Genomic DNA, 23,208 nt, shown 5'->3' on the forward strand with positions numbered 1-23,208 from the left:
CAGCTTTCAGCGCCCCGTCCGAATTTTGAAATTTCTGGCCGTCACCAAGGGAGGACTCTGTCCGGTCGGCAGCACCGCCGACCCGCGCCTCCGCCAACCACAGGAGACCCCGCATGCCCGACAGGATCAACACCAGGCTCGCCACCCGCACGGCGGAAATGCTCGCCCTGCCCCACCAGGTCTGCCGGCGGCGCGACTGCCGGCGCAACAATGCCTGCAGCTGGCACCGCAATGCCAATGGCGAGCCCTGCTGCCTGATCAATCTGACCGCCGAACAACGGGCGATCTTCGACGACGTCTATCGCGCGGCGCGGTTCGCGCAGGGTTTTCTCGGCACCAACCCCGAATATTTCCAGGCGCAGGCGGGAGAGCAAAGGGAACTGGACGACCTGGCGATCGCGATTGCCCGCAAGTCACGCGACCGGTTCAACAGGGCGAAATGGGATGAGGCCTGGCGGGCGCGGGAACGACAGGCAGGGACGCGCGGGTGAAGGGGGTCGAGGATGAGGCGGGAAGAGGGTCGAGGATGACGCACCGCCCCCCGGCCCTTCGCTTGGGCTTCGGGCGTTCGTCACTGCCATCGATCCACTGGATCGATGGCTCGGGCGCTCAGGCGCCCGACCGTTCCTCACCCCACAAACGCCCTTTCGATGACGAATTCGGCGGGCTTGTTGTTGGCGCCCTCGGTGAGGCCGGCCTTTTCGAGGAGCGCCTTGGTGTCCTTCAGCATGGCGGTCGAGCCGCAGATCATGCCGCGGTCGACCGCCGGGTCGAGCGGCGGAAGGCCGAGGTCGGTGTAGAGCTTGCCGCTCTCCATCAGGTCGGTGATGCGGCCCTGGAAGGGATATTCCTCGCGCGTCACGGTCGGGTAATGCTTCAGCTTGTCGCCGACCATCTCGCCCAGGAACTCGTGCTCGCGGATCTCCTCCATCAGGTCGAAGCCGTATTTCAGCTCGGCGACCTCGCGGCAGGTGTGGGTGAGGATGACCTCCTCGAACTTCTCGTAGGTCTCCGGGTCCCGGATGAGGCTCGCAAAGGGCGCAATGCCGGTGCCGGTGGAGAACATGTAGAGGCGCTTGCCCGGCGTCAGCGCGTCGAGCACCAGCGTGCCGGTCGGCTTCTTGCGCATCAGCACCGTGTCGCCCGGCTTGATCTTCTGCAGGTGGGAGGTGAGCGGCCCGTCCGGCACCTTGATGGAGAAGAACTCCAGCTCCTCGTCCCAGGCGGGGCTGGCGATCGAATAGGCGCGGTAGATCGGCTTGTCGCCGACCATCAGGCCGATCATCGCAAATTCCCCGGAGCGGAAGCGGAAGCCGGGCGGCCGCGTCATGCGGAAGCGGAACAGATGGTCGGTGTAATGCTCCACCGCCAGCACCGTCTCGGCATAGACGCCGTCCGGAATCGCCGGCTTGCTGGCTGCTGCCTCGGGGGCAACGAATTCGTCCGTCTTGGCTGGAGCGTTCATGCGGCTTCCGTCTCGCTTAAGCTTGTGGTCCTGCCGGAGCGAAATATACCATCCGCCCCGGCTTTTGAAGGCATGCGCGAACATATGCCGCGGGCTGCCCGGAAAATATGTGCGGAGGGCTCCGCTTTAAACCCCTCAGGAGGCGGCGGAGCGGCGGCGCCAGGCGTAGGCGGCACCCTCGCCTTCCCCTTGAGGGCGCTCGGCGGGCCGGGCGGCCGGCTGGTAGTGCTCGGCAATCCCCGGCAGGCGGCGTTCGGCAAGCCGCTTCAGCGCGGTGGCATTGGTCACGGCAAAGCTGTCGATGCCGGTGCGCAGCATCAGCGGCACCTGGTCGATCAGCACATCGCCGACGGCGCGCAGCTCGTTCTTGTAGTTCAGCCGCTCGCGCAGCAGCGTCGCATGGGAGAAGGCGCGGCCGTCGCTGAAGGCGGGGAATTCCACCGCGACGATCTCCAGGCGGTAGAGATAGGGCTCCAGCCGCCGCACGTCGTCACCGGGCTTGACCAGCACGCCGAGCCCGACGTCATTGCTGGCGTCGGCCTTCTCGATCAGCGCGTCGAGCGTCAGGAGCGGCTTCTCGTCGCCCTCCGCCTTGCGCTCCTCGGTCTCGACCACCCAGGGGTCGCCCTCGACGAAGCCCGTCTCTCTCCAGATCTTTGTCACTGCACCCGCCTCCGTCATGCCGCTTCCACCGTCGAGCCGTAGAGCGCATCCTTGAACGGCTGCGGCCCGACGCGGCGATAGGCGGCGAGGAAGGTCTCTTCCTTGCCGAGCCGCAGGCCGAGGTAGGTGTCGACGATCTTCTCCACCGCGTCGGTCACCCGCTCCGGCTCGAAGCCGCGGCCGATGATCTCGCCGATCGAGGTGTGCTCGTCGCCGGAGCCGCCAAGCGTGATCTGATAGAGCTCGGCACCCTTCTTCTCGACGCCGAGCAGGCCGATGTGGCCGACGTGGTGGTGGCCGCAGGCGTTGATGCAGCCGGAGATCTTGATCTTCAGCTCGCCGATCTCCGCCTGCCGGTCGGGATCGCCGAAGCGGGTGGAGATCTCCTGCGCCACCGGGATTGAACGAGCGTTGGCGAGCGCGCAGTAGTCGAGCCCCGGACAGGCGATGATGTCGGTGATCAGCCCGGCGTTCGCCGTCGCCAGCCCCTGGGCGACCAGCGCCCGGTAGACCGGCTCGAGGTCGGCGAGCGCCACATGCGGCAGGATGACGTTCTGCTCGTGGCTGATGCGGATCTCGTCGAAGGCGTATTCCTCGGCGATCTCGGCAATGGCGTCCATCTGGCTGTCGCTGGCGTCGCCCGGAATGCCGCCGATGGGCTTCAGCGATACCGTCACCATGCCGTAGTCGGGATGCTTGTGCGGCTGGACGTTCTGATCCACCCAGCGGGCGAAATTCTCGTCCTGCTTCTTCCAGCCGGCAAGCCCGGCCCAGCCTTCCGGCCGCTGCGGCAGGTCCGGCGGCGCGAAGTAGCGGGTGATCGCCTCGATGTCGGCCGCAGGCAGCGTCAGCTCGGTGCCCTGCAGGTGGGAGAATTCCTCCTCGACCTGGCGGGTCAGCTCCTCGACGCCGGTCTCGTGGACGAGGATCTTGATGCGCGCCTTGTACTTGTTGTCGCGCCGTCCGTGCAGGTTGTAGACCCGCATGATCGCGGTCGTATAGGTCAGCAGGTCCTCTTCCGGCAGGAAGTCGCGGATCTTCTTGGCGACCAGCGGCGTGCGCCCCTGCCCGCCGCCAACGTAGACGGCAAAGCCGATGCGGCCGTCGGCATCCTTCTTCAGGTGCAGGCCGATGTCATGGACCTGGATCGCTGCGCGGTCGCGCTCGGCGCCGGTCACGGCGATCTTGAACTTGCGCGGCAGGAAGGAGAATTCCGGGTGGACCGAGGACCACTGCCGCAGGATTTCCGCATAGGGCCGCGGATCGGCGACCTCGTCGGCGGCGGCACCGGCGAAATGGTCGGCGGTGACATTGCGGATGCAGTTGCCCGAGGTCTGCAGCGCATGCATCTCGACGCTGGCGAGTTCCGAGAGGATCGCCGGCGTGTCCGAGAGCCTCGGCCAGTTGTACTGGATGTTCTGGCGCGTCGTGAAATGCCCGTAGCCGCGGTCGTACTTCCGGGCGATGTGGGCGAGCATGCGCATCTGCCGGCCGTTCAGCGTGCCGTAGGGAATGGCGACGCGCAGCATGTAGGCGTGCAGCTGCAGGTAGACGCCGTTCATCAGCCGCAGCGGCTTGAAGGCATCCTCGGCAAGCTCGCCGGACAGGCGGCGCGCCACCTGGTCGCGGAACTGCTCGACGCGGCTGGAGACAAAGGCGTGGTCGAATTCGTCGTAGCGGTACATGATGTCCTCAGACTGCGATGAAGGCTGCGTCGGCCGGGCTGTAGCCGGCGGCGTATTCCATGGTGGGGCCGGCGGCGCGGATGCGCTCGCGCAGGCGTGTCGGCCAGAGCTTGCCGTCCAGTTCGGCCACGTCGATGACATTGACGTCGACGACCAGGTTTCCGGCAAAGTCGCGCTTGCCGATGGCCGCCAGCGCGGCTTCGGCCTCGGCGTGGCGGGCCACCAGCGCGTCCTGCAGGTTCTCCGTCCACTGGCCGTTGGCATCGAGCCAGACGGCAATGCCGTCGCTCAGCCGGTTGGCGGTCAGCACCTTGTCGGTCATCGTGTCACTCCCACGTCCTGGCGCGCCACGGCGGTCCAACCGGACAGGGGCGCTGACTTTTCAAAATTGGCACCGGCGACGGCCTCGCCGATAATCACCATGACCGGACCGGCGAGATCGTCGCGCGCCTCAAGGTCCGGCAACTGCCGCAGCACGCCATGAAACAGGCGGCGGTCGGCGCGGCTCGCATTTTCCACCACGGCGACCGTGGTGTCGGGCGAAAGCCCCGCGTCCATCAGCCGTCCGGCGACGGAGGCGGCAACCGTGCGGCCCATGTAGACGGCAACGGTCGCGCCGGAGATGGCAAGGCTTGCCCAGTCGGGCAGCACGTCGCCGGTGAGATCGTGGCCGGTGGTGAAGATCAGCGAGGAGGCGACACCGCGCAGCGTCAGCGGCAGATCGAAATCGGCGGCGGCGGCGAAGGCGGAGGTGATGCCGGGGACGATCTCATAGGTGATGCCCGCCTCGCGCAGCGCCGCCATCTCCTCGGCGGCGCGGCCGTAGACGAGCGGATCGCCGGATTTGAGGCGCACCACCCGCTTGCCCTCGCTGCCCAGCCGCACCAGCAGCCGGTTGATCTCGTCCTGGGATTTCGAATGACAGTTCTTGCGCTTGCCGACCGACAGGCGCTCGGCATCGCGGCGCCCCATGTCGACGATCGCCTGCGGCACGAGTGCATCGAAGACGATGACGTCGGCCTCCATCAGCACGCGCTGGGCGCGCAGCGTCAAGAGGTCCTCGGCCCCGGGACCGGCCCCGACCAACCAGACATGGCCCTCGACGCGGCGGGAGCCAGAGAGAAGGTCGTCGGCGGAGTGGCGTGCTGCGGCGAGATCGCCGGCATCGACGCTGTCGGCGACGGTGCCGGTGAAGAAGCGGCGCCAGAAAACGCGGCGCGAGACGCCCTTGGGAATGTGGCGCTCGACGGCATCGCGGTAGTCGACGGCAAGCGACGCCAGCCGGCCGAGCGAGGGCGACAGCATCTGGTCAACGCGGGCGCGGATCATCTGACCCAGCACCGGGCCTGCCCCTTCTGTGCCGATGGCGACGGCGACGGGCGCGCGGTTGACGAGCGCCGGCGTCAGGAAGTCGCAATAGTCCGGCTGGTCGACGGCATTGGCCGGGATTTTGGCCGCACGGGCGGCTCTGACGATCGCCTGATCCTGAAGTTCGTCACCGGTGGCGGCAAAGACAAGCGTTACGCCGGCCAGCTGGCCGAGGCAAAAGCCTGCCCTCACGGTTTCGACACCATGGGCTGTGAGATAGGCATGGTAGTCGGCCTCCGGATCGGCCGCATAGGCGACGATCCGCGCGTCGGTATTGCGCAGCAGCCGGACCTTGGCATAGGCCTCGTCGCCATCGCCGAAAACGGCCACGGTCTTGCCGCTGACGCGGAAGAATGCTGGAAATGTCGTCAAAAGGTTGCTGGACATACGGGCTTCCCAATCTGAGCTGCCACTATCATCCATTGCGCAACAGGACATAAGAAACCGTTGTTCGAGTTGGCGCGGCAGTGAACATTTCTGTTCCCGCTCTCCCCCTTTCTTGAGTAAAAGCCACCGCAGCCCTGTTTCCACAGGGCTGTCATTCCTCCGCCGAAGCCGGCCCGCTGCAACAGGAACCCGCCGCATGACCAGACTTGCCCCTCGCCTGCTCGACGTCATCGAGCACGACATCCTGCCGCTGACGCAGGCCGGGGTGGCGGCGGGCAACAAGGTGTTCGGGGCTGCCATCCTGAAGAAATCCGACCTGTCGCTTGTGATTGCCGAGACCAACAACGAGCTGGAGAACCCGCTCTGGCACGGCGAGGTGCATGCGCTGAAGCGCTTCCACGAGCTTGGCGACAAGCCGGACACGAAGGAGCTGATCTTCCTCTCCACCCACGAACCCTGCACCATGTGCATGTCGGCGATTACCTGGGCCGGTTTTGACAATTTCTATTATTTCTTCAGCCACGAGGACAGCCGCGACGCCTTCGCCATTCCGCACGATCTGAAGATCCTGAAGGAGGTGTTCGGCCTGGAGCCGGGCGGCTATCGCCGGCAGAACGCCTTCTGGCGCTCCTTTGCGCTGAGCGAGCTGGTGGACACGGAGGAAGAGCCGCAGCGGGCGGCGCTGCAGGCGCAGTCGGTCCGCATCCGCGCCGCCTACGACCGGCTGTCCGACGCCTACCAGTCCGGCAAGGCCGACAACGCCATCCCGCTCCGCTGAACTTAAAAACCAGGACGACATCCCATGGACGCTTCCAAAGACATTTCCCGCCTGATCGAGATCATGGTGGCGCTGCGCGATCCCGAGACCGGCTGCCCCTGGGACATCGTCCAGACCTTCGAGACGATCAAGCCCTATACGATCGAGGAGGCCTACGAGGTGGCCGACGCGATCGAGCGCAAGGACCCCGACGATCTCTGCGACGAGCTGGGCGACCTGCTGCTGCAGGTGGTCTACCACGCGCGCATCGCCGAAGAGGCCGGACAGTTCTCTTTCGGCGACGTCGTCGAGGCCGTGACCCGCAAGATGATCCGCCGCCACCCGCATGTCTTTGCCCGCTCCGACGAGCTGACGCCCGAGGCCGTCAAGCTGCAGTGGGACGAGATCAAGGCGGAGGAGAAGCGCGAGCGGGCCGAGCGCCGGGCACGGCGCGGCATCACCGAGGACTTCAAGGCCGGCTTCCTCGGCAGCGTGCAGCGCAGCCAGCCGGCGCTGACGGAGGCGCTGAAGCTGCAGCAGAAGGCCGCCCATGTCGGTTTCGACTGGTCGGAGGCCGAGCCAATCCTCGACAAGATCGAGGAAGAGATCGGCGAGTTGCGCGAGGCGCTGCGCGGCGGGCGCAAGGACAAGGTGGCGGACGAACTCGGCGACCTGATCTTCGCGCTCGCCAATATCGGCCGCCATGTGGATGCCGATCCGGAGGATGCACTGCGCGGCACCAATACGAAGTTCAGGCGCCGGTTCAATCACATCGAGACAGAACTTCAGAAATCAGGTGAAACACTGTACGGCGCAACGCTGGAGCGGATGGAAGCGCTCTGGCAGGCGGCGAAGCTCGGGGAACGATAAGGACCTCAGGCAGCGGCTGGGGTTTGGCTCGCGGCACCCGCCTGCTCTGCGTATCGGGAGGGTGGCAGTCCGACCAGCCTTGTGAAGGCGGTGCTGAAGGCGCTGGCAGAGCCGTAGCCGACGCGTTCGGCAATCTCCTGCAGCCCTGCCTGTCCCGAGCGCAGCAGGTTTCTGGCCAGCGCCATGCGCCAGGATGTCAGATATTCCATCGGCGCCACGCCCGCCTTCTGCCGAAACCGATTGAAGAAGGCAGAGCGTGAGAGGGACGCCACTTCCGCCATCTGCTCCACCGTCCACGGCCTCGCCGGGTCCTGGTGCAGGTGACGAATTGCGAGCGCCAACCGCGGATCGGCAAGTGCCCGCACGATCCCGGTGGGCGCCGCCTCCGCGGCTGTCGAGCGCAGCGCCTCCAGAAGCAGGACCTCCAGCAGCCGGGCGAGGATCATCTCCCGCGCCGGCCGCCGTGCGCGGGCCTCGTCCGTGATCAGCCGAACGATCATCGACAGGCGCGGTTCGCCCCGGATGTGCAGGAGCTGCGGCAGGAGGGAGACGAGCAGGTCGCTGTCGGGCGAACCAAAGACAAAATGGCCGATCAGCAACCGGACGTCGGCGGGACCGAGCGGATCGCCGTGCCGCGTCTCTCCCTCAAGCGTGGTGACGGCCCACTGGCTATCATCTCCGGGGTCGGCCTCGGCCATGCTCGCCATGGTGAAGGCGGAGGCGGCTGGGATCAGAACGAAATCCCCCTCCTGCAAGGCGATGGGCGGGTGCCCCTGCACAGACAGGCGCGCACTCCCTTCCAGGACCACGCAATAGAAGGGCTCGCCGCGTTCAAGGCGATCGACGCGCCAGGCGCCTGCGCCGCTGACCACCTTCGACAGAGGCGCGGCGGGCGCGAGGACGCCGACGATGTCGGCAAGAGGATCCGTCAAAACGATACTCCTGATAACGAATATTCGATTTTCTATTATAGATGATCTCGACACGCTAGTCCATGATCTCCTCATGAACAATGAAGGAGACAGACATGAAAACCATACTCATCACCGGCTGCTCGTCCGGCTTCGGACTGGAAATCGCGAGGTTCTTCCTCGACAAGGGATGGCGGGTGGTGGCGACGATGCGCACGCCGCGCAACGACATCCTCCCCGCCTCCGACAATCTGAAGGTTCTGGCGCTGGACGTGCGCGATGCCGAGAGCATCCGCGCCGCCGTCGAAGCGGCCGGTCCGATCGACGTCCTGGTGAACAATGCCGGCATCGGCTGGATGAACGCTGTGGAAGGGACGCCGATGGAGACCGTGCGGGACCTCTTCGAGACGAACACCTTTGGCACGCTCGCCGTGACGCAGGCGGTGCTGCCGCAGTTCCGCGAGCGCCGGGCGGGCGTCGTCGTCAACGTCACCTCCAGCGTGACGCTGAAGCCGCTGCCGCTTCTGTCCGCCTATACCGCCAGCAAGGCGGCCGTGAACGCCTTCACGGAATCCATGGCGCTGGAACTCGAGCCGTTCAACGTCAGGGTCCGGGTGGTATTGCCGGGACGGGCGCCGCAGACCAGCTTCGGCGACACGGCGCGGGCCCGTCTCCAGGGGCAAGGCGGATTTCCGGCGCCCTATTCCGACTTCGCTGCCGGGATCTTGGCGCCCCGCGCGCAGCCATCGGATGCACCGGTCACCCATTCGGCCGACGTGGTGGAGGCCGTCTGGCAGGCGGCCACCGATGCCGCTTCGCCGATGCGGATCCCTGCAGGCGCGGATGCTGTGGCACTTGCCGGATAAGGCCGGCGTCGGCCAAGGGAGCCGCCGGCCCTAGCGGTCGTGCATCCCCTTCCCCGCCAGGATACGGTCGCGGCTCTTTGCAATGCGCGACTGGCGGGTGGCGGGCTGCTTCGGCTGGGAGAAATGGAGCACATAGCCGCGTCGGCGGCCGGGCGTCAGGGCGTCGAAGGCGGTCTGCAGATCAGGATCGTCCTCGAGCGCCGCGACCAGCTCCTCGGGGTAGGCCAAATCGTCCTTCGGCAGATCGACCCGGGCTCCGGCCGCCTCCAGTTCCATCGCTTTGCGGAGATAGTCGCGGATGGATGCTTCCGTTTCGATGATCTGCGAGAGCGCCGTGAAGCGCAAAACGCGCGACGAGCGCGAGTTCTCGCCGGGCGCCACGAGAAGCCCGGCGGGATCCTTGAGGAGGACGCCCTTGAAGAAGCCGAGTGTGGCGCTGTCCTTGAAGCCCCAGAGGAGCGCGACATTGCCGCCATCGACCGTGTAGCAGGGAGAGCTCCACTTGAACTCTTCCGTCAGGCCACAGTCGAGGAGGATGGACCGAAGCGCGCCGAGCTCAGCCTGCCATCGGTCCTGTTGCGCAAAGAAGGCATCGATTTTCGCGGCGTCGTCCATCGCATCCCCCCTACCGTCCTGCCGCCATTAATACAGCGAAAACAGCCTGTTCTTCAACGGCGGCCGGCGACGGAGGCGGGACCAGGAGCGGTTACCGCTCCCAGTCTTCCTTTTGCGGGGCCTGGCCGATGCCGAGCTTGCGCTCCAGCTCGACGGCCTGGCCGTCCGACAGGCGGACGTCGAGTTCGACCGCGCCGTCCTCGAGGTCTTCGCGGCCGTCGACGATGGCGTTCTCATAGACCCAGGAGACCAGCGCCAGCTTGTCGGCCGGAATGGTGATCGTCGCCTCGGTGAGGACGCCCGAGAGGCGCCTGGAGATCTCTTCCATCAGCGGCTCGACACCCTCGCCGCTGACGGCGGAGACGGCCATGATGTCGTCGCGACCATGGGCGCGCTCGATGAGTGCGTCATGGGCTTCCGGGTCGAGCCGGTCGATCTTGTTCCAGACCTCGATGATGCGCTTCTCGCGCTCCTTCTCGTCGATGCCGAGATCGGTGAGGATGCGCAGCACGTCGCCGGACTGGGCGGCATTGTCGGGGTCCGACATGTCGCGCACATGCAGGATCAGGTCCGCCTCCAGAACCTCTTCCAGCGTGGCGCGGAAGGCGGCCACGAGGTGGGTCGGCAGGTTGGAGATGAAGCCGACGGTATCGGACAGGATGACGGTGCGGCCATGCGGCAGCTTCATGCGCCGCAGGGTCGGATCGAGCGTTGCAAACAGCATGTCCTCGGCCAGCACGCCCGCACCGGTGATGCGGTTGAAGAGCGTCGACTTGCCTGCGTTGGTATAGCCGACCAGCGCGACGATCGGATGCGGTACCTTGCGGCGCTTGGCGCGGTGCAGCTGGCGGGTGCGCACCACCTGCTCGAGCTCGCGCTCCAGCTTGACGATGCGGTCCTGCAGCAGCCGGCGGTCGGCCTCGATCTGGGTTTCACCGGGGCCGCCCATGAAGCCTGCACCGCCGCGCTGGCGTTCCAGGTGGGTCCAGCTGCGCACGAGTCGGCCCTTCTGGTAGTTCAGATGCGCCAGATCGACCTGCAGCGTGCCCTCCTTGGTGGAGGCACGGCGGCCGAAGATCTCGAGGATCAGGCCCGTCCGGTCGATGACCTTGGCGTTCCATTCCTTCTCGAGATTGCGCTGCTGCACGGGGGTCAGCGGGTGGTCGATGATGACGAGGCCGGCGTCGTGCTCGTCGAGCAGCGCCTTGATCTCCTCGATCTTGCCGCTGCCCATCAGGGTTGCCGGCTTCGGCTGGGCGACCGGCACGATCAGGCCCTGCACGATCGTCAGGTCGATCGCCCGGGCAAGGCCGATCGCCTCCTCGAGGCGGGCCTCGTCGGACCGTTGCGGCGAAGGCGTGGAGGAATCGGCCTGTGCCGAGCGGGCGGTCCGGCCCTGCTTCAGCACCGGCACGATGACGATGGCACGCATGTCGTCCCGGTGACGCTCGGTCTCCGGGATCATCGATTCATTGGAAGTATCGCGATTTGAAATCTGTGGTTGTCCTGTTATGCGGCGGTTTCTTCGCTCTCGAACATCTGCATCGGCTGGCCGGGCATGATGGTGGAGATCGCGTGCTTATACACGAGTTGCGAATGGCCGTCACGGCGAAGAAGGACACAGAAGTTGTCGAAGGAGGTTACGACACCTGTGAGCTTCACCCCGTTGATCAGGAAAATAGTCAGGGAAATCTTCTGTTTGCGGACTGTATTGAGAAATAAGTCCTGCAAGTTCTGAGAACGTTCCGCCATAGCGCCGCTTCTTTCTATTTTGCCGGCCGTTGGCCGGATCATGATCTAGCTGTCAAGAGATGACCGGGAAGCGCCCTCGTGCTTCCCTCCCCTAAAACTTCGTTATCAAATCGCCGTGTTTTCCGCAACGTGCAAAAAGGCACTCCTGACGTTCGGCTCCGCCCGGCCTCTCCTAGAAATACTGGATGGAGACGCGGAACATCTGCTCGACGTTCTTGACCGCCTCGGCGGTGGAAAACAGCACAACCCGGTCCTTGGCCTTGATCTTGGTGTCGCCGCTCGGGCGGATCACGGTGCCCTCCCGATAGATGGCGCCGATGCGGATACCGTCGGGCAGCTCGAGGTCGCGGAACGGGCGTCCGACCAGCGGCGAGGTTTCCAGCGCTTCGGCCTCGATCACTTCCGCCGATCCCTGCTGGACCGCGTAGACGGAACGAATGCGGCCCTTGCGGACGTGCTGCAGGACGCGTGAAATGGTGACGGCGCGCGGGTTGATCTGGGCGTCGATACCGAGTGACTTGGTGACATTGTTGAGCGAGGAGCTGTTGATCAGCACGAGGTTCGACTTGCAGCCCAGCGATTTCGCCATGACCGCGCCGAGGATGTTGATCTGGTCGCTGTTGGTCAGCGTCACCATCAGGTCGGCATCCTGGACGTCGGCCTGCAGGAGAATGTTCTGGTCGAGCGCCGAACCGTGCAGGACGACGGTGTTGCGCAGCTGTTCGGAGACGGAAACGGCCTTTTCGCGATCGGTCTCGATGATCTTCAGCCGCGTCTTCGGCTGATGCTCCTCGATGGTGCGGGCGACGAAATGGCCGATATTGCCACCGCCGGCGATGATGATGCGGCGGGCCTCCTGCTCCTCGTGGCCGAAGAGCCCGAGGGTGCGGCGCACGTGTTCGCGCTGGCAGATGACATAGGCGAGATCGCCCGCATGCAGCTGGTCGCCGGAATGGGCGACCGTGAGGTGGCCGTCGCGGAAGATGCCGACGACGGTCGCCATCAGGTCCGGGAAGAGCTGGCTGAGCTGATGCAGCGGCGTGTTGAGGACCGGGCAATCCTCCATGCATTCGATCGCCACCATGGCAATCGAATCCTCGGCGAAGCGGACGATGTCGGTGGCGCCGGGGAAGGAAATGCGGCGCAACACCATCTTGCCCACCTCGATTTCCGGCGAGATCGTCACGTCGATCGACATGTTCTGGCGGCTGAAGAGATCGGCATATTCCGGCTGCAGATAGGCCTGGGCGCGGATGCGGGCGATCTTGGTGGGAACATTGAAGAGGGCGTGGGCAACCTCGCAGGCGACGATGTTGACCTCGTCATAGAGGGTCACGGCGATGATCATGTCCGCCTGCTCGGCGCCGGCCTTGGCCAGCACGTCCGGATGGGCACCGTGGCCGACGTAGCCGCGGACGTCGAGCGTCTCGGTGATCGCGTTGATCAGCGAGGCAGACGTGTCGATGACGGAGACGTCGTTATCCTCCTGCGACAGGCGCTCGGCGATGCCGTAGCCGACCTGGCCTGCTCCGCAAATGATGACTTTCATGCTTGCTCTTTCGTCGACGGCGTGAAGCGGCCATGCCCTGCCGCTGGGCTATACGCCCAGGGACTTCAGTTTGCGGTGCAGCGCCGAGCGCTCCATACCAACGAATTCGGCGGTGCGCGAAATATTGCCACCGAATCGATTGATCTGCGCAATCAGATAATCGCGCTCGAACATTTCGCGAGCCTCGCGCAGCGGCAGCGTCATGATGTGATAGTCGCCCTTGGTGGAGATCTTCGGCAGCATGTCACCGAGATCGGGCGGCAGCATGTCCGCCGAGATCGACGTGTCGGGGCCGTCGGTGCGGGCGAGAATCATCAGCCGCTCGATGTTGTTGCGCAGCTGGCGGATGTTGCCCGGCCAGTCGTGGGCCTGCAGCACGGCCATGGCGTCCTCGCCGATCTTGCGCGGCCGGATGCCGGCCTGCTCGGAGATCTGGCGCATGAACATGTCGACGAGGAAGGGGATGTCCTCACGGCGTTCCGCCAGCGCCGGAACCTTGATCGGCACGACGGCCAGCCGGTGATAGAGGTCTTCCCGGAAGATGCCTTCGGAGATCAGGTTCTCGAGGTTGTAGGCGGTCGAGGAGATGATCCGGACGTCGACCTTGACGCGCTTGGAGCCGCCGACGCGCTCGAACTGCTGGTCGACCAGCACGCGCAGGATCTTGTTCTGCGTCTCGCGCGGCATCTCGCCGACTTCGTCCAGATAGAGAATGCCGCGGTGCGCCTCTTCCAGGGCGCCGATCTTGCGCGCCTGGCCGGGTCCGCCTTCCGTTCCGAAGAGGGCGATCTCCATCCGGTCCGGCGTGATGGTGGCGGCATTCAGCGCCACGAAGGGACCGTTGGCCCGCGACGACTTCTTGTGGACCATGCGGGCCACGAGTTCCTTGCCGCTGCCGGACGGTCCGAGGATCATGATGCGGCTGTTGGTCGGCGCCACCTTGTCGATGGTCTGGCGCAGCTGCGATACCGAGACGGAGGTGCCGACAAGCTCGACCGCGTCGCCGGTCCGCTTCTTCAGCTCGGTGACCTCGCGCTTCAGGTTGGAGTTTTCCAGCGCGCGCTCGGCAATCAGGATCAGCCGGTCCGCCTTGAACGGCTTCTCGATGAAGTCGAAGGCGCCGCGCTTGATGGCGGAGACGGCGGTCTCGACGTTGCCGTGCCCGGAGATCATCACCACGGGGAGATCCGGGTGGCGGCTCTTGAGCTCGTCGAGCAGCGCCAGTCCGTCCAGCTTCGACCCCTGCATCCAGATGTCGAGAAAGACGAGGCGCGGCACGCGATCGGAAATGGCGGCCAGCGCGCTGTCGCTGTCGTGCGCCATCCGGGTTTCGTGTCCCTCGTCGGAGAGGATGCCGGAGACGATCTCGCGGATGTCGGTCTCGTCGTCGACGACCAGAATGTCAGACGCCATATGCGAATTCCTTGTCTGTTTCCGTTCCGGCACCGCCCGTCCGCATCACCTGCGGCAGCAGCACCCTGATCATGGCCCCGCGGCCCTGATCGAATTCGGCAGGCGCATCATGGAGCTCAAGCTGCCCGCCGTGGTCTTCAATGATTTTCTTGACGATAGCGAGACCGAGGCCGGTGCCCTTCTCGCGCATGGTCATGTAGGGCTCGAGGATCCGGTGACGATTCTCGGCCGGCAGACCGCTGCCGTTATCGATGATCTCGACCACGAACAGATCGCGGCTGTGGTCGAAGCGGGCGCGAACCCAGACCTTGCGGTCGTCGCGTTCCTGGTCGCTCGGCACCGATTCGATGGCCTCGACGGCATTCTTGACGAGATTGCCGAAGGCCTGGCCGAGCATGCGCGCATCGAACTGGCCGATCAATGGCTCGTCGCCCAGATCGCGGATGAACTCCACGTGGCTGGTGCCCATCTCTCGCAGGAAGACGGCATCGCGGACGATGTCGCGGAGGTCGGTCTCTTCCTTGGCGGGCTTCGGCATGCGGGCGAAGGAGGAGAACTCGTCGACCATGCGGCCGATATCGCCGACCTGGCGCACGATCGTATCGGTGCACTGGTCGAAGACAGCGCGGTCGTCCTCGGCGATCTGCTTGCCATAGCGGCGCTTCAGCCGTTCGGCCGACAGCTGGATCGGCGTCAGCGGGTTCTTGATCTCGTGGGCGATGCGGCGGGCGACGTCGGCCCAGGCCGTCGAACGCTGGGCGATCACCAGATCGGTGATGTCGTCGAGGGTGATGACATAGGAATCACGCGAGGAGCCCTGTTCCTCGCGCGTCACCTGGACGCTCAGCGTGCGCTCCTTGCCGCCGCGCATCAGGTTCACATGCTTGCGGAAGTCGTTGCGGGCGCGGGCGGCCGCTTCCGACAGCACCGCGTCGATTTCCGGCACGACCTCCGACAGCTTGCGGCCGATCAGCTTGTCCGCCGGCAGCCCGAGGAAGAGTTCTGCCGAGGAGTTGACGATGGTGACGTGCCGGTCGTCCTCGACGCCGATGACGGCCGCCGTGACGCCGGAGAGCACCGCCTCGATGAAGCGGCGACGATCATCCACCTCGTCCTTGGCTTCCAGGATCTCGTCACGCTGGCTGCGGATCTCCGAGATCATCTTGTTGAACGTGCGCGACAGGTTGCCGACGTCGCCATCGGCGGTCCGGACCGGCACCACCACGTTGAGATCACCGGTGGCAACGCTGTCGGCGGCGCTGATCAGCAGCCGGATCGGCCGGACGATACGGTCGGCCACGGCGATTGCCGTCCAGATGGCGGCCAGAAGAACGATGAGCGCAAATCCGAGATAGAGAATGGCGAAAGCCACCTGCAGCGACATGCGACCGGCTTCCATCGCCTGGTATTCGGCGGTGTTGTCCTCCATCAGCCGCATGGCGGCCATGACCTTCGGATCGACGGCCCGAATGGTATAAAGGAAGGAGCCTGGAATGCCCTCGAGCTTGATGATGGCACCGACGAGGTTCGTGACCCCGGGCGGTATGAGGGTGGGCTGGCCGGCTGCCGCCTTCTGCAGCGCATCCTGCGGAATGGCCGGCAGCGGCCGTTCCGTGGTGATGTCGGCCTGCGCGACGGCGGACCCATCCTCCCGAACGAGAAAGGCGCCCAGCAAGCCGCGGCCCCGCGCCTGACGGGTCATCATGTCGACGAAGCCGGTTCGGTCGAGATAAAACATCGCCCGGTTGCGCTCCAGGTCGTTGGCCATCGAGACGGTCTGCCCCTGCACGTAGCTGGCATTCTCGATCATGTAGGCCTGCGCCACATCCGTGGAGGAGCGAACGATCGACTGGGTGCGGATGGAGAACCAGCGGTCGAGGCCGGCGCTGAGCGTGATGCTGGCGAAGATGGCAACCAGGACCGCGGGCGTGATCGCGACGATCGAGAACAGCACCACGACCCGGATATGGAGCCGGGCGGCCGCACGGCCACGGTTGCGGGCCTTGAACAGCCGCGTCACCTCGCGGCCGATCAGATACATCAGCCCGACGACGAAGATCGAATTGAGAACCGCCGACGCAATGACGACGCGGGTCGTCGGCGCGATCGGTGTCAGGCCGACCAGGACGAAGAGCGTGAGGATGGCGCAGACGAGCGCGCCGCCGGCCAGCAGCAGGCCCGGCAGGGCGAAAGACGCACGCCGGTCCTGCACCATGCCATCGGGCTCGGCTTCAGCCGTGGGCGAGACTACGCCCTCGATCATCACATTACTCCTTGCCCGACATTCGCGGTTGTCCGCCTGTCCGTGCCACCTCAGAACGTCTCTGCGAAGCAGGACTCACGACGGGCCTATGCGTTGCCACCAAGCAACGCTTTGTGGCGAAAATGCAACGATGCCGTCGGGAATGTCAAGGACCGTCAGGCGCTCCGCGAGCTGCGATACACAGAGACGCCAAGCTCTCGGATCTTCTTGCGCAGGGTGTTGCGATTCAAGCCGAGGAGATCGGCCGCCTTGATCTGATTGCCGCGGGTGGCGGTCAAAGCCGCGAGGATCAGCGGGTATTCCATCTCGCGCAGCACGCGATCGTAAAGCCCGGAGGGTGGCAGGGCATCACCGAAGCCTGCGAAGTAGCTGCGCATGTTTTCCTCCACCGCCTGGGCGATGGTCAGCGAACCGTTGCGGGCCGTCATCTTGTCGATGGGGCTGTCGGTGGTATCCGAGCGCAGTTCCGCCTCGATGATCTCGCGGGTGATCACCTCCTGCGGGTAAAGCGCCATGAGACGGCGCATCAGGTTCTCGAGCTCGCGCACGTTGCCCGGCCAGGCATAGCCCTTCATCACCTCGAGCGCCTCGCCATCGAAACGCTTGACGTCGAGCCCCTCCTTCTCGCCCATCTGCATGAAGTGGCGGACGAGATCGGGGATATCCTCGGCGCGGTCGCGCAGCGGCGGCAGGCGCAGGGGCACGACGTTGAGGCGGTAGTAGAGGTCTTCGCGGAAGAGGCCCTGGTTGATGGCCTGCTTCAGGTCCTTGTTGGTGGCCGCAACGATGCGCACGTCGGTACGGATCGGCGTGCGACCGCCCACCGTCGTGTACTCGCCCTGCTGGAGCACGCGCAGGAGGCGTGTCTGGGCGTCCATCGGCATATCGCCGATCTCGTCGAGGAAGAGCGTGCCGCCCTCGGCCTGCTCGAAGCGGCCGGTCGAGCGGTTCTGGGCGCCGGTGAAGGCGCCCTTCTCGTGGCCGAAGAGTTCCGACTCGATCAGATCGCGCGGGATGGCGGCCATGTTGATGGCAACGAACGGGCCGTTGCGGCGCTTGCCGTAGTCGTGGAGCGCGCGGGCCACCAGTTCCTTGCCGGTGCCCGACTCGCCGGTGATCATCAGCGTCAGGTCCGTCTGCATCAGCCGGGCGAGGACGCGGTAGATCTCCTGCATCGCCGCGGACCGGCCGACCAGCGGCATGCCGTCCTGGGTGTCGTCATCGAGCCGCGCCGGCTTCTTCTTCGGCTCGGAAAGCGCCCGGCCGATGATGGCGATCAGCTCGGTGAGATCGAAGGGCTTCGGCAGATAGTCGTAGGCGCCCTTTTCCGAGGCCTTGATGGCGGTCATGAAGGTGTTCTGCGCGCTCATCACCAGCACCGGCAGGTCGGGACGGGCCTTCTTGATGCGCGGCAGCAGATCGAAGGCGTTCTCGTCGGGCATGACCACGTCGGTGACCACGAGATCGCCCTCGCCGGCCGAGACCCAGCGCCACAGGGTGGCGGCGTTGGAGGTGATCCGGACATCGTAGCCTGCCCGCGTCAGCGCCTGGTTCAGCACCGTGCGGATGGCCGCGTCGTCGTCGGCGACAAGGATCGTGGCAGTCATTTGGCTTTCCCTGTGATGATGTGGGCCACACCCGGTTCCTCGATGCTGGCTTCCTTGTGCATCGGCATCAGCACCCGGAAGATCGTGCGCCGGTTCTGGCTGTCGCATTCGACGATGCCGCCATGGGCGCCGATGATCTTGGCCACCAGCGCAAGACCGAGGCCGGAGCCGTTCGTCTTGGTGGTGATGAAGGGGTCGAAGAGGTTGGGCACGAGATCGGCCGGCACGCCGGGTCCGTTGTCGATGACGCAGAATTCGAGCGGCAGCGAGATCTTCTCCCGCGAGCCGGCAACCGAGAGGCGGATGCCCGGACGATAGGCGGTGGTCAGCATGATCTCGCCGTCCGGCTGGCCGCCGATCGCCTCGGCGGCGTTCTTGACGAGGTTCAGGAAGACCTGCACCAGCTGGTCGCGGTTGGCGTAGACGGAGGGCAGCGACGGGTCGTAGTTCTCGGTGATCCTGATGTCGCGGCCGAAGCCCGCCTTGGCGATCGCCTTGACGTGGTCGAGCACCGAATGGATGTTGATCGGCAGCCGGTCGATGGGGCGTTCGTCGGAAAAGACCTCCATGCGGTCGACCAGCGACACAATGCGGTCCGTCTCGTCGCAGATCAGGCGGGTCAGCGCCCGGTCCTCGTCCGGAACGGAGGTCTCCAGCAGCTGTGCGGCGCCGCGGATGCCCGACAGCGGGTTCTTGATCTCGTGGGCGAGCATCGAGGCAAGGCCGGTCACGGACCGCGCAGCGGCGCGATGCGTCAGCTGCCGGTCGATCTTGTCGGCCATCGACCGCTCCTGGAAGACGACGACGACGGAGCCCGGTTCGCTGACGACGGGTGCCACATAGAGATCCACGAGCTTGTCCTGGCCGAGCCGCGGCGACGAGAGATCGACCCGGTACTCGTTGACCGGAGCGCGGCGTTCGCGGACCTGGTCGATCAGCGCCAGCAGCGGACTGCCGAAGGGAATGAGCGCTGAAATCTCGTGGCGCGCCAGCTGGGCGGCGCTGACCCCGAAGAAGGATTCCGCTTCCCAGTTGGCGAACATGACATGGCCGGAGGGGTCGACCAGGATGACCGGGTTCTGCACCGAATTGAGGACGGCCAGGGCGAGCGCATTGTCGCCGACCGGAGACGGAGCCTTGGTCATGCTGCCTCCCTTGCGGCCGCTGGGCCGGCGGTCAGCGCCTCCATCATCCGGCGCATCACGTCGTCAGGATCGGTGGACCGGAAGATTGCCGCCTTCGCGTCGCTCTCCACGTCGGGCGCCAACCGGTCGAGGTACCAGCCGAGATGCTTGCGGGCATGCCGCAGGCCGGCCTCGCGGCCGTAGAACTGCAGCATCGCCTCGTAGTGTCCGGCGATGATCTCGCGCTGCGCCCTTTCGGAGGGTGGCGCATGCCCGGCCAGCGTGCCGGCATGCCAGGGCCTGCCCTGGGCGCCGCGGCCGACCATCACGGCATCGGCGCCGGAGCGGGCCAGGATCTCGCGGGCATCGCCAGGCGTGCAGACGTCGCCATTGGCGATCAGCGGCACCGAGACGGCGTCGCGAACGCTGCGGATCGCATCCCAATCCGCCCTGCCCTCGTAGAACTGCATGCGGGTGCGGCCGTGGATGGTGATCAGCTGGACGCCGGCCTCCTGGGCCTGACGGGCGATCTCCGGCGCATTGATGGAATTCTCGTCCCAGCCGAGGCGCATCTTCAAGGTCACCGGCACGTCGACGGCCTGCACCGTCGCCTCGATCAGCGACAGCGCCAGCTCCGGATCGCGCATCAGCGCCGAACCGGAATAGCCGCCCGTCACCTTCTTGGCCGGACAGCCCATGTTGATGTCGATGATATCGGCGCCGTTGTCGGCGGCGATCCGGGCGGCCTGCGCCATCCATTGAGGCTCCCGCCCCGCCAGCTGCACCATGTGCGGCCCGAGCCCCGTGCGCTTCAGGCGGGCCCAGGATTCGCCGCGGCTCATCACGAGCTCGCGGCTGGCGATCATCTCGGTCACCACCAGGCCCGCGCCCCAACTCCAGGCGATTTCCCGGAAAGGGAGATCGGTGACGCCCGACATCGGCGCCAGCACTACTCTGTTACGAATGGCAACCGGCCCGATGCTAAACGGCGTGGCTAGGTGCGGAAGGGACAACTGATGATCTTTCGGGCACGTGGAATTAATGCATTATTTTTAGCCATACTTTCGGCGGACCACAAGAGCAATTGCATAGAAAGAAGATCGCCGGGCGCGGCTGGCAAAACGCCTTGTGATTCTATAGTGCTCCACTGTCAACTCTTTGTGTCAAAACAGCTTTGGATCACAACCTCTTCATGCAGATTGCCATCGTCATCGTTGCGGCCGGCCGCGGAGAGCGGGCAGGATCCGCGGAAGGACCCAAGCAATACCGCAGGATCGGCGGCCGGCCAGTCATTGCGCACACGCTGGAGGCCTTTCTGACCTGGCCGCAGAGCGGGCCGATCGTGACCGTCATCCATCCCGACGACGCGGCTTTGTTCGCCGATGCGACAGCCGGCCTTGCGGGCGCGGAACGGGTGAAGACGACCTTCGGTGGCGCCACGCGCCAGCAGTCGGTGCTTGCGGGGCTGGAGGCGCTGTCCGGCAGTGGCGCGACCCATGTGATGATCCACGACGGCGCGCGGCCGTTCGTCGATCCCGCGATGCTCGACCGGATCGCCGACCGGCTAGCTGCCGGCGACGATGCGGTGCTGCCGGCGCTGGCCGTTACGGACACGCTGAAGCGCGGTGCAGAGGGGCTGGTTGCGGAGACGGTGTCGCGCGACGGGCTGTTTGCCGCGCAGACGCCGCAGAGCTTTCGGCTCTCACGCCTCCTCGACGCGCACCGGCGCGCCGCTGCAGAGGGCCGCGATGGATTTACCGACGACTGTTCGATCGCCGAATGGGCCGGAATGCCGGTGCGGCTGGTCGAGGGGTCGCCTGACAATGTGAAACTGACAGTGAGACGGGACATCACCATGGCTGACGAGCGACTTTCCGGCACCGCCCTCCCCGACGTGCGCACCGGCAACGGCTATGACGTGCACCAGCTGGAGCCGGGCGACGGGGTGACGCTCTGCGGCGTGTTCATCCCGCACGACCAGAAGCTCAAGGGGCATTCGGATGCGGATGTGGCGCTGCACGCGCTGACGGACGCGCTGCTGGCAACCTGCGGCGCCGGCGACATCGGCGACCATTTCCCGCCGTCCGATCCGCAGTGGAAGGGTGCCGCCTCTCGCATCTTCCTGGCACGGGCCGCCGAAATCGTCCGTGACCACGGCGGCACGATCATGAACGCCGACGTCTCGCTGATCGCGGAGGCCCCCAAGGTGGGGCCGCATCGCCTGGAGATGCGCGAGACGATGGCGGAGATCCTGCAGATTGCGCTGGAGCGCTGCTCGGTGAAGGCCACCACGAACGAGACCATCGGCTTCGTCGGCCGCCGCGAGGGCATTGCCGCCATCGCCACCGCGACGGTCGTCTACCAGGGCCGCCCGTCATGAACCTCTTTCCGGCCGAGATCGAGGCACAGGCCGCCGGGCTGATCGCGCATTTCAGAGAGCGGCAGCTGATGCTGGCGACGGCCGAATCCTGCACCGGCGGGCTGATTGCCGGCGCCCTGACGGAGATCTCCGGATCATCCGCCGTCGTCGACCGCGGCTTCGTCACCTACACGAACCAGGCAAAGATGGACCTGCTTGGCGTTTTACCGGCGACGCTCGACCAGTTCGGTGCGGTGTCCCGGGAGACGGCGCTGCAGATGGTGCGCGGCGCGCTCTACCGGTCGAAGGCGGATGTCGCCGTCGCCGTGACGGGGATTGCGGGGCCGACGGGCGGATCGGTGGAGAAGCCGGTCGGGCTCGTGCACCTCGCGGCGGCGTCGCGGTCGGGACGGATGATCCACCGCGAGATGCGCTATGGCGCAATCGGCCGCGGTGCGGTGCGGCATGCGACCGTCGCGACGGCGCTCGAGATGCTGATGGAGGCGGCTCAGGCGTCGGCGTAGATCTTGTCGGCGCGCTTCTCGAAGGCTTCCGCGAAGGTTCGGAAGGCGCGGTCGAACATCGAGCCCATCAGGGCACCGAGGATCCGGCTCTTGAACTCGTAGTCGATGAAGAAATCGACCACCGAGCCATCCGGCGCCGGCTGGAACCGCCAGCGGTTGTCGAGGTATTTGAACGGCCCTTCGACGTATTTAACGTCGATTGCCAGCTCCGCTGGATTGAGCAGCACCTGCGTCGTGAAGGTCTCGCGGATCGCCTTGTAGCCGACGGTCATGTCGGCGACCAGCAGCGTCTTGCCGTCGCGCTCGGTGCGCGAACGAATGTTGAGCGCCTCGCAGAGCGGCAGGAACTGCGGATATTTCTCGATGTCGGCCACCAGATCATACATCTGCTCGGGAGAATGCTTGACGGGGCGGTGAGTCTCAAACTTTGGCATAGGCGAGAGCTAATGGTCCTGTCCGATGATGGCAAGTAGCCGGTTTGTCTCAGCCCGCGATTTCAGCAGCAGAACGGGGACACCGGGTCCGTATGCGGTGAGGTTCTCCTCGATCTCGGGGCTCTCGGTCCTCTCGAAGTTCCAGATGTAGGCCAGAAACTGCCGGTCGATCTTCTCCGGGCACCCTTCTGCCATCTCCGGTCGCGACCGGCCATAATAGCGCAACCATCGGGAGAGGACGCCGAAGAGGGAGACGAGGCGCGCCGGGCGCATCCAGATGACCAGCTGGCTGCGCGGCAAGCGAAGCGGCAGCGTTCCCGGGCTGGTGCCGTCCATGATCCAGCGGGGTTGCGCGACATAACCCTGCAGCCGCTCGACGATCTCCGGGCGCGGACGCAGCTTCCAACCGGGAAGCCAGAAGACATCGCGGTCCATGGAGATGTAGAGGAGGTCCAGGGTCGACGCGAGCCGTTGGGAGAGCCGGCTCTTGCCGCTGCCCGAACAGCCGATGACCAGCACGCGATCGCACTGATGAAGGCGGCTTGCCGCATCCTCCAGCGCGATCAACGTCGTCATGTCTATCCCTCGAACGAAGC

General features: G+C 65.6%; 23 protein-coding genes. 6 read left to right on the forward strand and 17 right to left on the reverse strand.

Annotation, left to right across the window (positions count from 1 at the left end; all coding sequences use genetic code 11):
• Positions 1-113: 113 nt before the first annotated feature.
• The gene (locus tag EO99_RS0122150; RefSeq protein ID WP_029620753.1) at positions 114-491 is read left to right on the forward strand and encodes a hypothetical protein; all 378 of its coding nucleotides are present in this window, start codon (positions 114-116) and stop codon (positions 489-491) included.
• A 137-nt stretch (positions 492-628) separates the two neighbouring features.
• Here the strand turns inward: EO99_RS0122150 and EO99_RS0122155 are convergent, their stop codons facing one another.
• From EO99_RS0122155 to cysG, 5 genes are all read right to left on the reverse strand, one after another.
• On the reverse strand, positions 629-1,465 hold the full coding sequence (locus EO99_RS0122155; protein WP_029620754.1) for a ferredoxin--NADP reductase: 837 nt from the start codon (positions 1,463-1,465) through the stop codon (positions 629-631).
• 135 nt (positions 1,466-1,600) lie between these two features.
• The gene (locus EO99_RS0122160) at positions 1,601-2,128 is read right to left on the reverse strand and encodes a DUF934 domain-containing protein (protein ID WP_029620755.1); all 528 of its coding nucleotides are present in this window, start codon (positions 2,126-2,128) and stop codon (positions 1,601-1,603) included.
• A 14-nt stretch (positions 2,129-2,142) separates the two neighbouring features.
• On the reverse strand, positions 2,143-3,813 hold the full coding sequence (locus EO99_RS0122165) for a nitrite/sulfite reductase (RefSeq protein ID WP_029620756.1): 1,671 nt from the start codon (positions 3,811-3,813) through the stop codon (positions 2,143-2,145).
• 7 nt (positions 3,814-3,820) lie between these two features.
• Entirely contained in the window at positions 3,821-4,135 is a 315-nt protein-coding gene (locus EO99_RS0122170; protein ID WP_029620757.1) for a DUF2849 domain-containing protein, read from the reverse strand.
• Positions 4,132-5,568: a siroheme synthase CysG gene (cysG, locus tag EO99_RS0122175; RefSeq protein ID WP_029620758.1), complete on the reverse strand. Its 1,437-nt coding sequence runs from the start codon at positions 5,566-5,568 to the stop codon at positions 4,132-4,134. Before cysG ends, EO99_RS0122170 begins: the two co-directional genes overlap by 4 nt.
• 196 nt (positions 5,569-5,764) lie before the next feature.
• Between cysG and EO99_RS0122180 the strand changes: the two genes are divergently transcribed.
• The gene (locus EO99_RS0122180) at positions 5,765-6,346 is read left to right on the forward strand and encodes a deaminase (protein WP_029620759.1); all 582 of its coding nucleotides are present in this window, start codon (positions 5,765-5,767) and stop codon (positions 6,344-6,346) included.
• Between the two features lie 24 nt (positions 6,347-6,370).
• Positions 6,371-7,195, forward strand: coding sequence for a nucleoside triphosphate pyrophosphohydrolase (gene mazG, locus EO99_RS0122185; protein WP_029620760.1), 825 nt, complete (start codon positions 6,371-6,373; stop codon positions 7,193-7,195).
• Between the two features lie 5 nt (positions 7,196-7,200).
• Here the strand turns inward: mazG and EO99_RS0122190 are convergent, their stop codons facing one another.
• A complete protein-coding gene (locus tag EO99_RS0122190; protein WP_029620761.1) occupies positions 7,201-8,127 on the reverse strand; it encodes an AraC family transcriptional regulator in 927 nt (308 codons plus the stop codon).
• A gap of 95 nt (positions 8,128-8,222) precedes the next feature.
• On the opposite strand from EO99_RS0122190, the gene EO99_RS0122195 reads away from it, so the two are divergent.
• Positions 8,223-8,972: an SDR family oxidoreductase gene (locus EO99_RS0122195; RefSeq protein WP_029620762.1), complete on the forward strand. Its 750-nt coding sequence runs from the start codon at positions 8,223-8,225 to the stop codon at positions 8,970-8,972.
• A 30-nt stretch (positions 8,973-9,002) separates the two neighbouring features.
• On the opposite strand, the gene EO99_RS0122200 is transcribed toward EO99_RS0122195, so the two are convergent.
• From EO99_RS0122200 to dusB, 9 genes are all read right to left on the reverse strand, one after another.
• Positions 9,003-9,587, reverse strand: coding sequence for a YdeI/OmpD-associated family protein (locus EO99_RS0122200; RefSeq protein ID WP_029620763.1), 585 nt, complete (start codon positions 9,585-9,587; stop codon positions 9,003-9,005).
• Between the two features lie 91 nt (positions 9,588-9,678).
• The gene (gene hflX / locus EO99_RS0122205) at positions 9,679-11,052 is read right to left on the reverse strand and encodes a GTPase HflX (protein WP_173425158.1); all 1,374 of its coding nucleotides are present in this window, start codon (positions 11,050-11,052) and stop codon (positions 9,679-9,681) included.
• 44 nt (positions 11,053-11,096) lie between these two features.
• Positions 11,097-11,339, reverse strand: coding sequence for an RNA chaperone Hfq (gene hfq, locus EO99_RS0122210; RefSeq protein ID WP_029620765.1), 243 nt, complete (start codon positions 11,337-11,339; stop codon positions 11,097-11,099).
• Positions 11,340-11,511: 172 nt separating this feature from the next.
• A complete protein-coding gene (gene trkA / locus EO99_RS0122215; RefSeq protein ID WP_029620766.1) occupies positions 11,512-12,888 on the reverse strand; it encodes a Trk system potassium transporter TrkA in 1,377 nt (458 codons plus the stop codon).
• A 48-nt stretch (positions 12,889-12,936) separates the two neighbouring features.
• Positions 12,937-14,301, reverse strand: a complete 1,365-nt coding sequence (gene ntrX, locus EO99_RS0122220; RefSeq protein WP_029620767.1) for a nitrogen assimilation response regulator NtrX — start codon at positions 14,299-14,301, stop codon at positions 12,937-12,939.
• Complete coding sequence (locus tag EO99_RS0122225) at positions 14,291-16,564, reverse strand: sensor histidine kinase NtrY-like (RefSeq protein ID WP_029620768.1); 2,274 nt, start codon at positions 16,562-16,564, stop codon at positions 14,291-14,293. The genes ntrX and EO99_RS0122225 overlap by 11 nt, the downstream gene beginning before the upstream one ends.
• A gap of 155 nt (positions 16,565-16,719) precedes the next feature.
• Complete coding sequence (ntrC, locus tag EO99_RS0122230) at positions 16,720-18,171, reverse strand: nitrogen regulation protein NR(I) (RefSeq protein ID WP_029620769.1); 1,452 nt, start codon at positions 18,169-18,171, stop codon at positions 16,720-16,722.
• The gene (locus tag EO99_RS0122235) at positions 18,168-19,316 is read right to left on the reverse strand and encodes a two-component system sensor histidine kinase NtrB (RefSeq protein ID WP_029620770.1); all 1,149 of its coding nucleotides are present in this window, start codon (positions 19,314-19,316) and stop codon (positions 18,168-18,170) included. The genes ntrC and EO99_RS0122235 overlap by 4 nt, the downstream gene beginning before the upstream one ends.
• A complete protein-coding gene (dusB, locus tag EO99_RS0122240) occupies positions 19,313-20,308 on the reverse strand; it encodes a tRNA dihydrouridine synthase DusB (RefSeq protein WP_029620771.1) in 996 nt (331 codons plus the stop codon). Before dusB ends, EO99_RS0122235 begins: the two co-directional genes overlap by 4 nt.
• A gap of 179 nt (positions 20,309-20,487) precedes the next feature.
• On the opposite strand from dusB, the gene EO99_RS0122245 reads away from it, so the two are divergent.
• A complete protein-coding gene (locus tag EO99_RS0122245; protein ID WP_029620772.1) occupies positions 20,488-21,675 on the forward strand; it encodes a bifunctional 2-C-methyl-D-erythritol 4-phosphate cytidylyltransferase/2-C-methyl-D-erythritol 2,4-cyclodiphosphate synthase in 1,188 nt (395 codons plus the stop codon).
• Entirely contained in the window at positions 21,672-22,178 is a 507-nt protein-coding gene (locus EO99_RS0122250; RefSeq protein ID WP_029620773.1) for a CinA family protein, read from the forward strand. Before EO99_RS0122245 ends, EO99_RS0122250 begins: the two co-directional genes overlap by 4 nt.
• On the opposite strand, the gene EO99_RS0122255 is transcribed toward EO99_RS0122250, so the two are convergent.
• Together EO99_RS0122255 and EO99_RS0122260 are read right to left on the reverse strand one after the other, a co-directional pair.
• Positions 22,163-22,612: a type II toxin-antitoxin system RatA family toxin gene (locus EO99_RS0122255; RefSeq protein ID WP_029620774.1), complete on the reverse strand. Its 450-nt coding sequence runs from the start codon at positions 22,610-22,612 to the stop codon at positions 22,163-22,165. The two genes, EO99_RS0122250 and EO99_RS0122255, sit on opposite strands and share 16 nt — an antisense overlap.
• A 9-nt stretch (positions 22,613-22,621) precedes the next feature.
• Positions 22,622-23,188 carry a P-loop NTPase family protein gene (locus EO99_RS0122260; protein WP_029620775.1) on the reverse strand — a complete coding sequence of 189 codons (567 nt, stop codon included), beginning with the start codon at positions 23,186-23,188 and terminating at the stop codon, positions 22,622-22,624.
• Positions 23,189-23,208: the final 20 nt, after the last annotated feature.

It is taken from the genome of Pseudorhizobium marinum (assembly GCF_000705355.1).
Taxonomy (GTDB): Bacteria; Pseudomonadota; Alphaproteobacteria; order Rhizobiales; family Rhizobiaceae; genus Neorhizobium; species Neorhizobium pelagicum.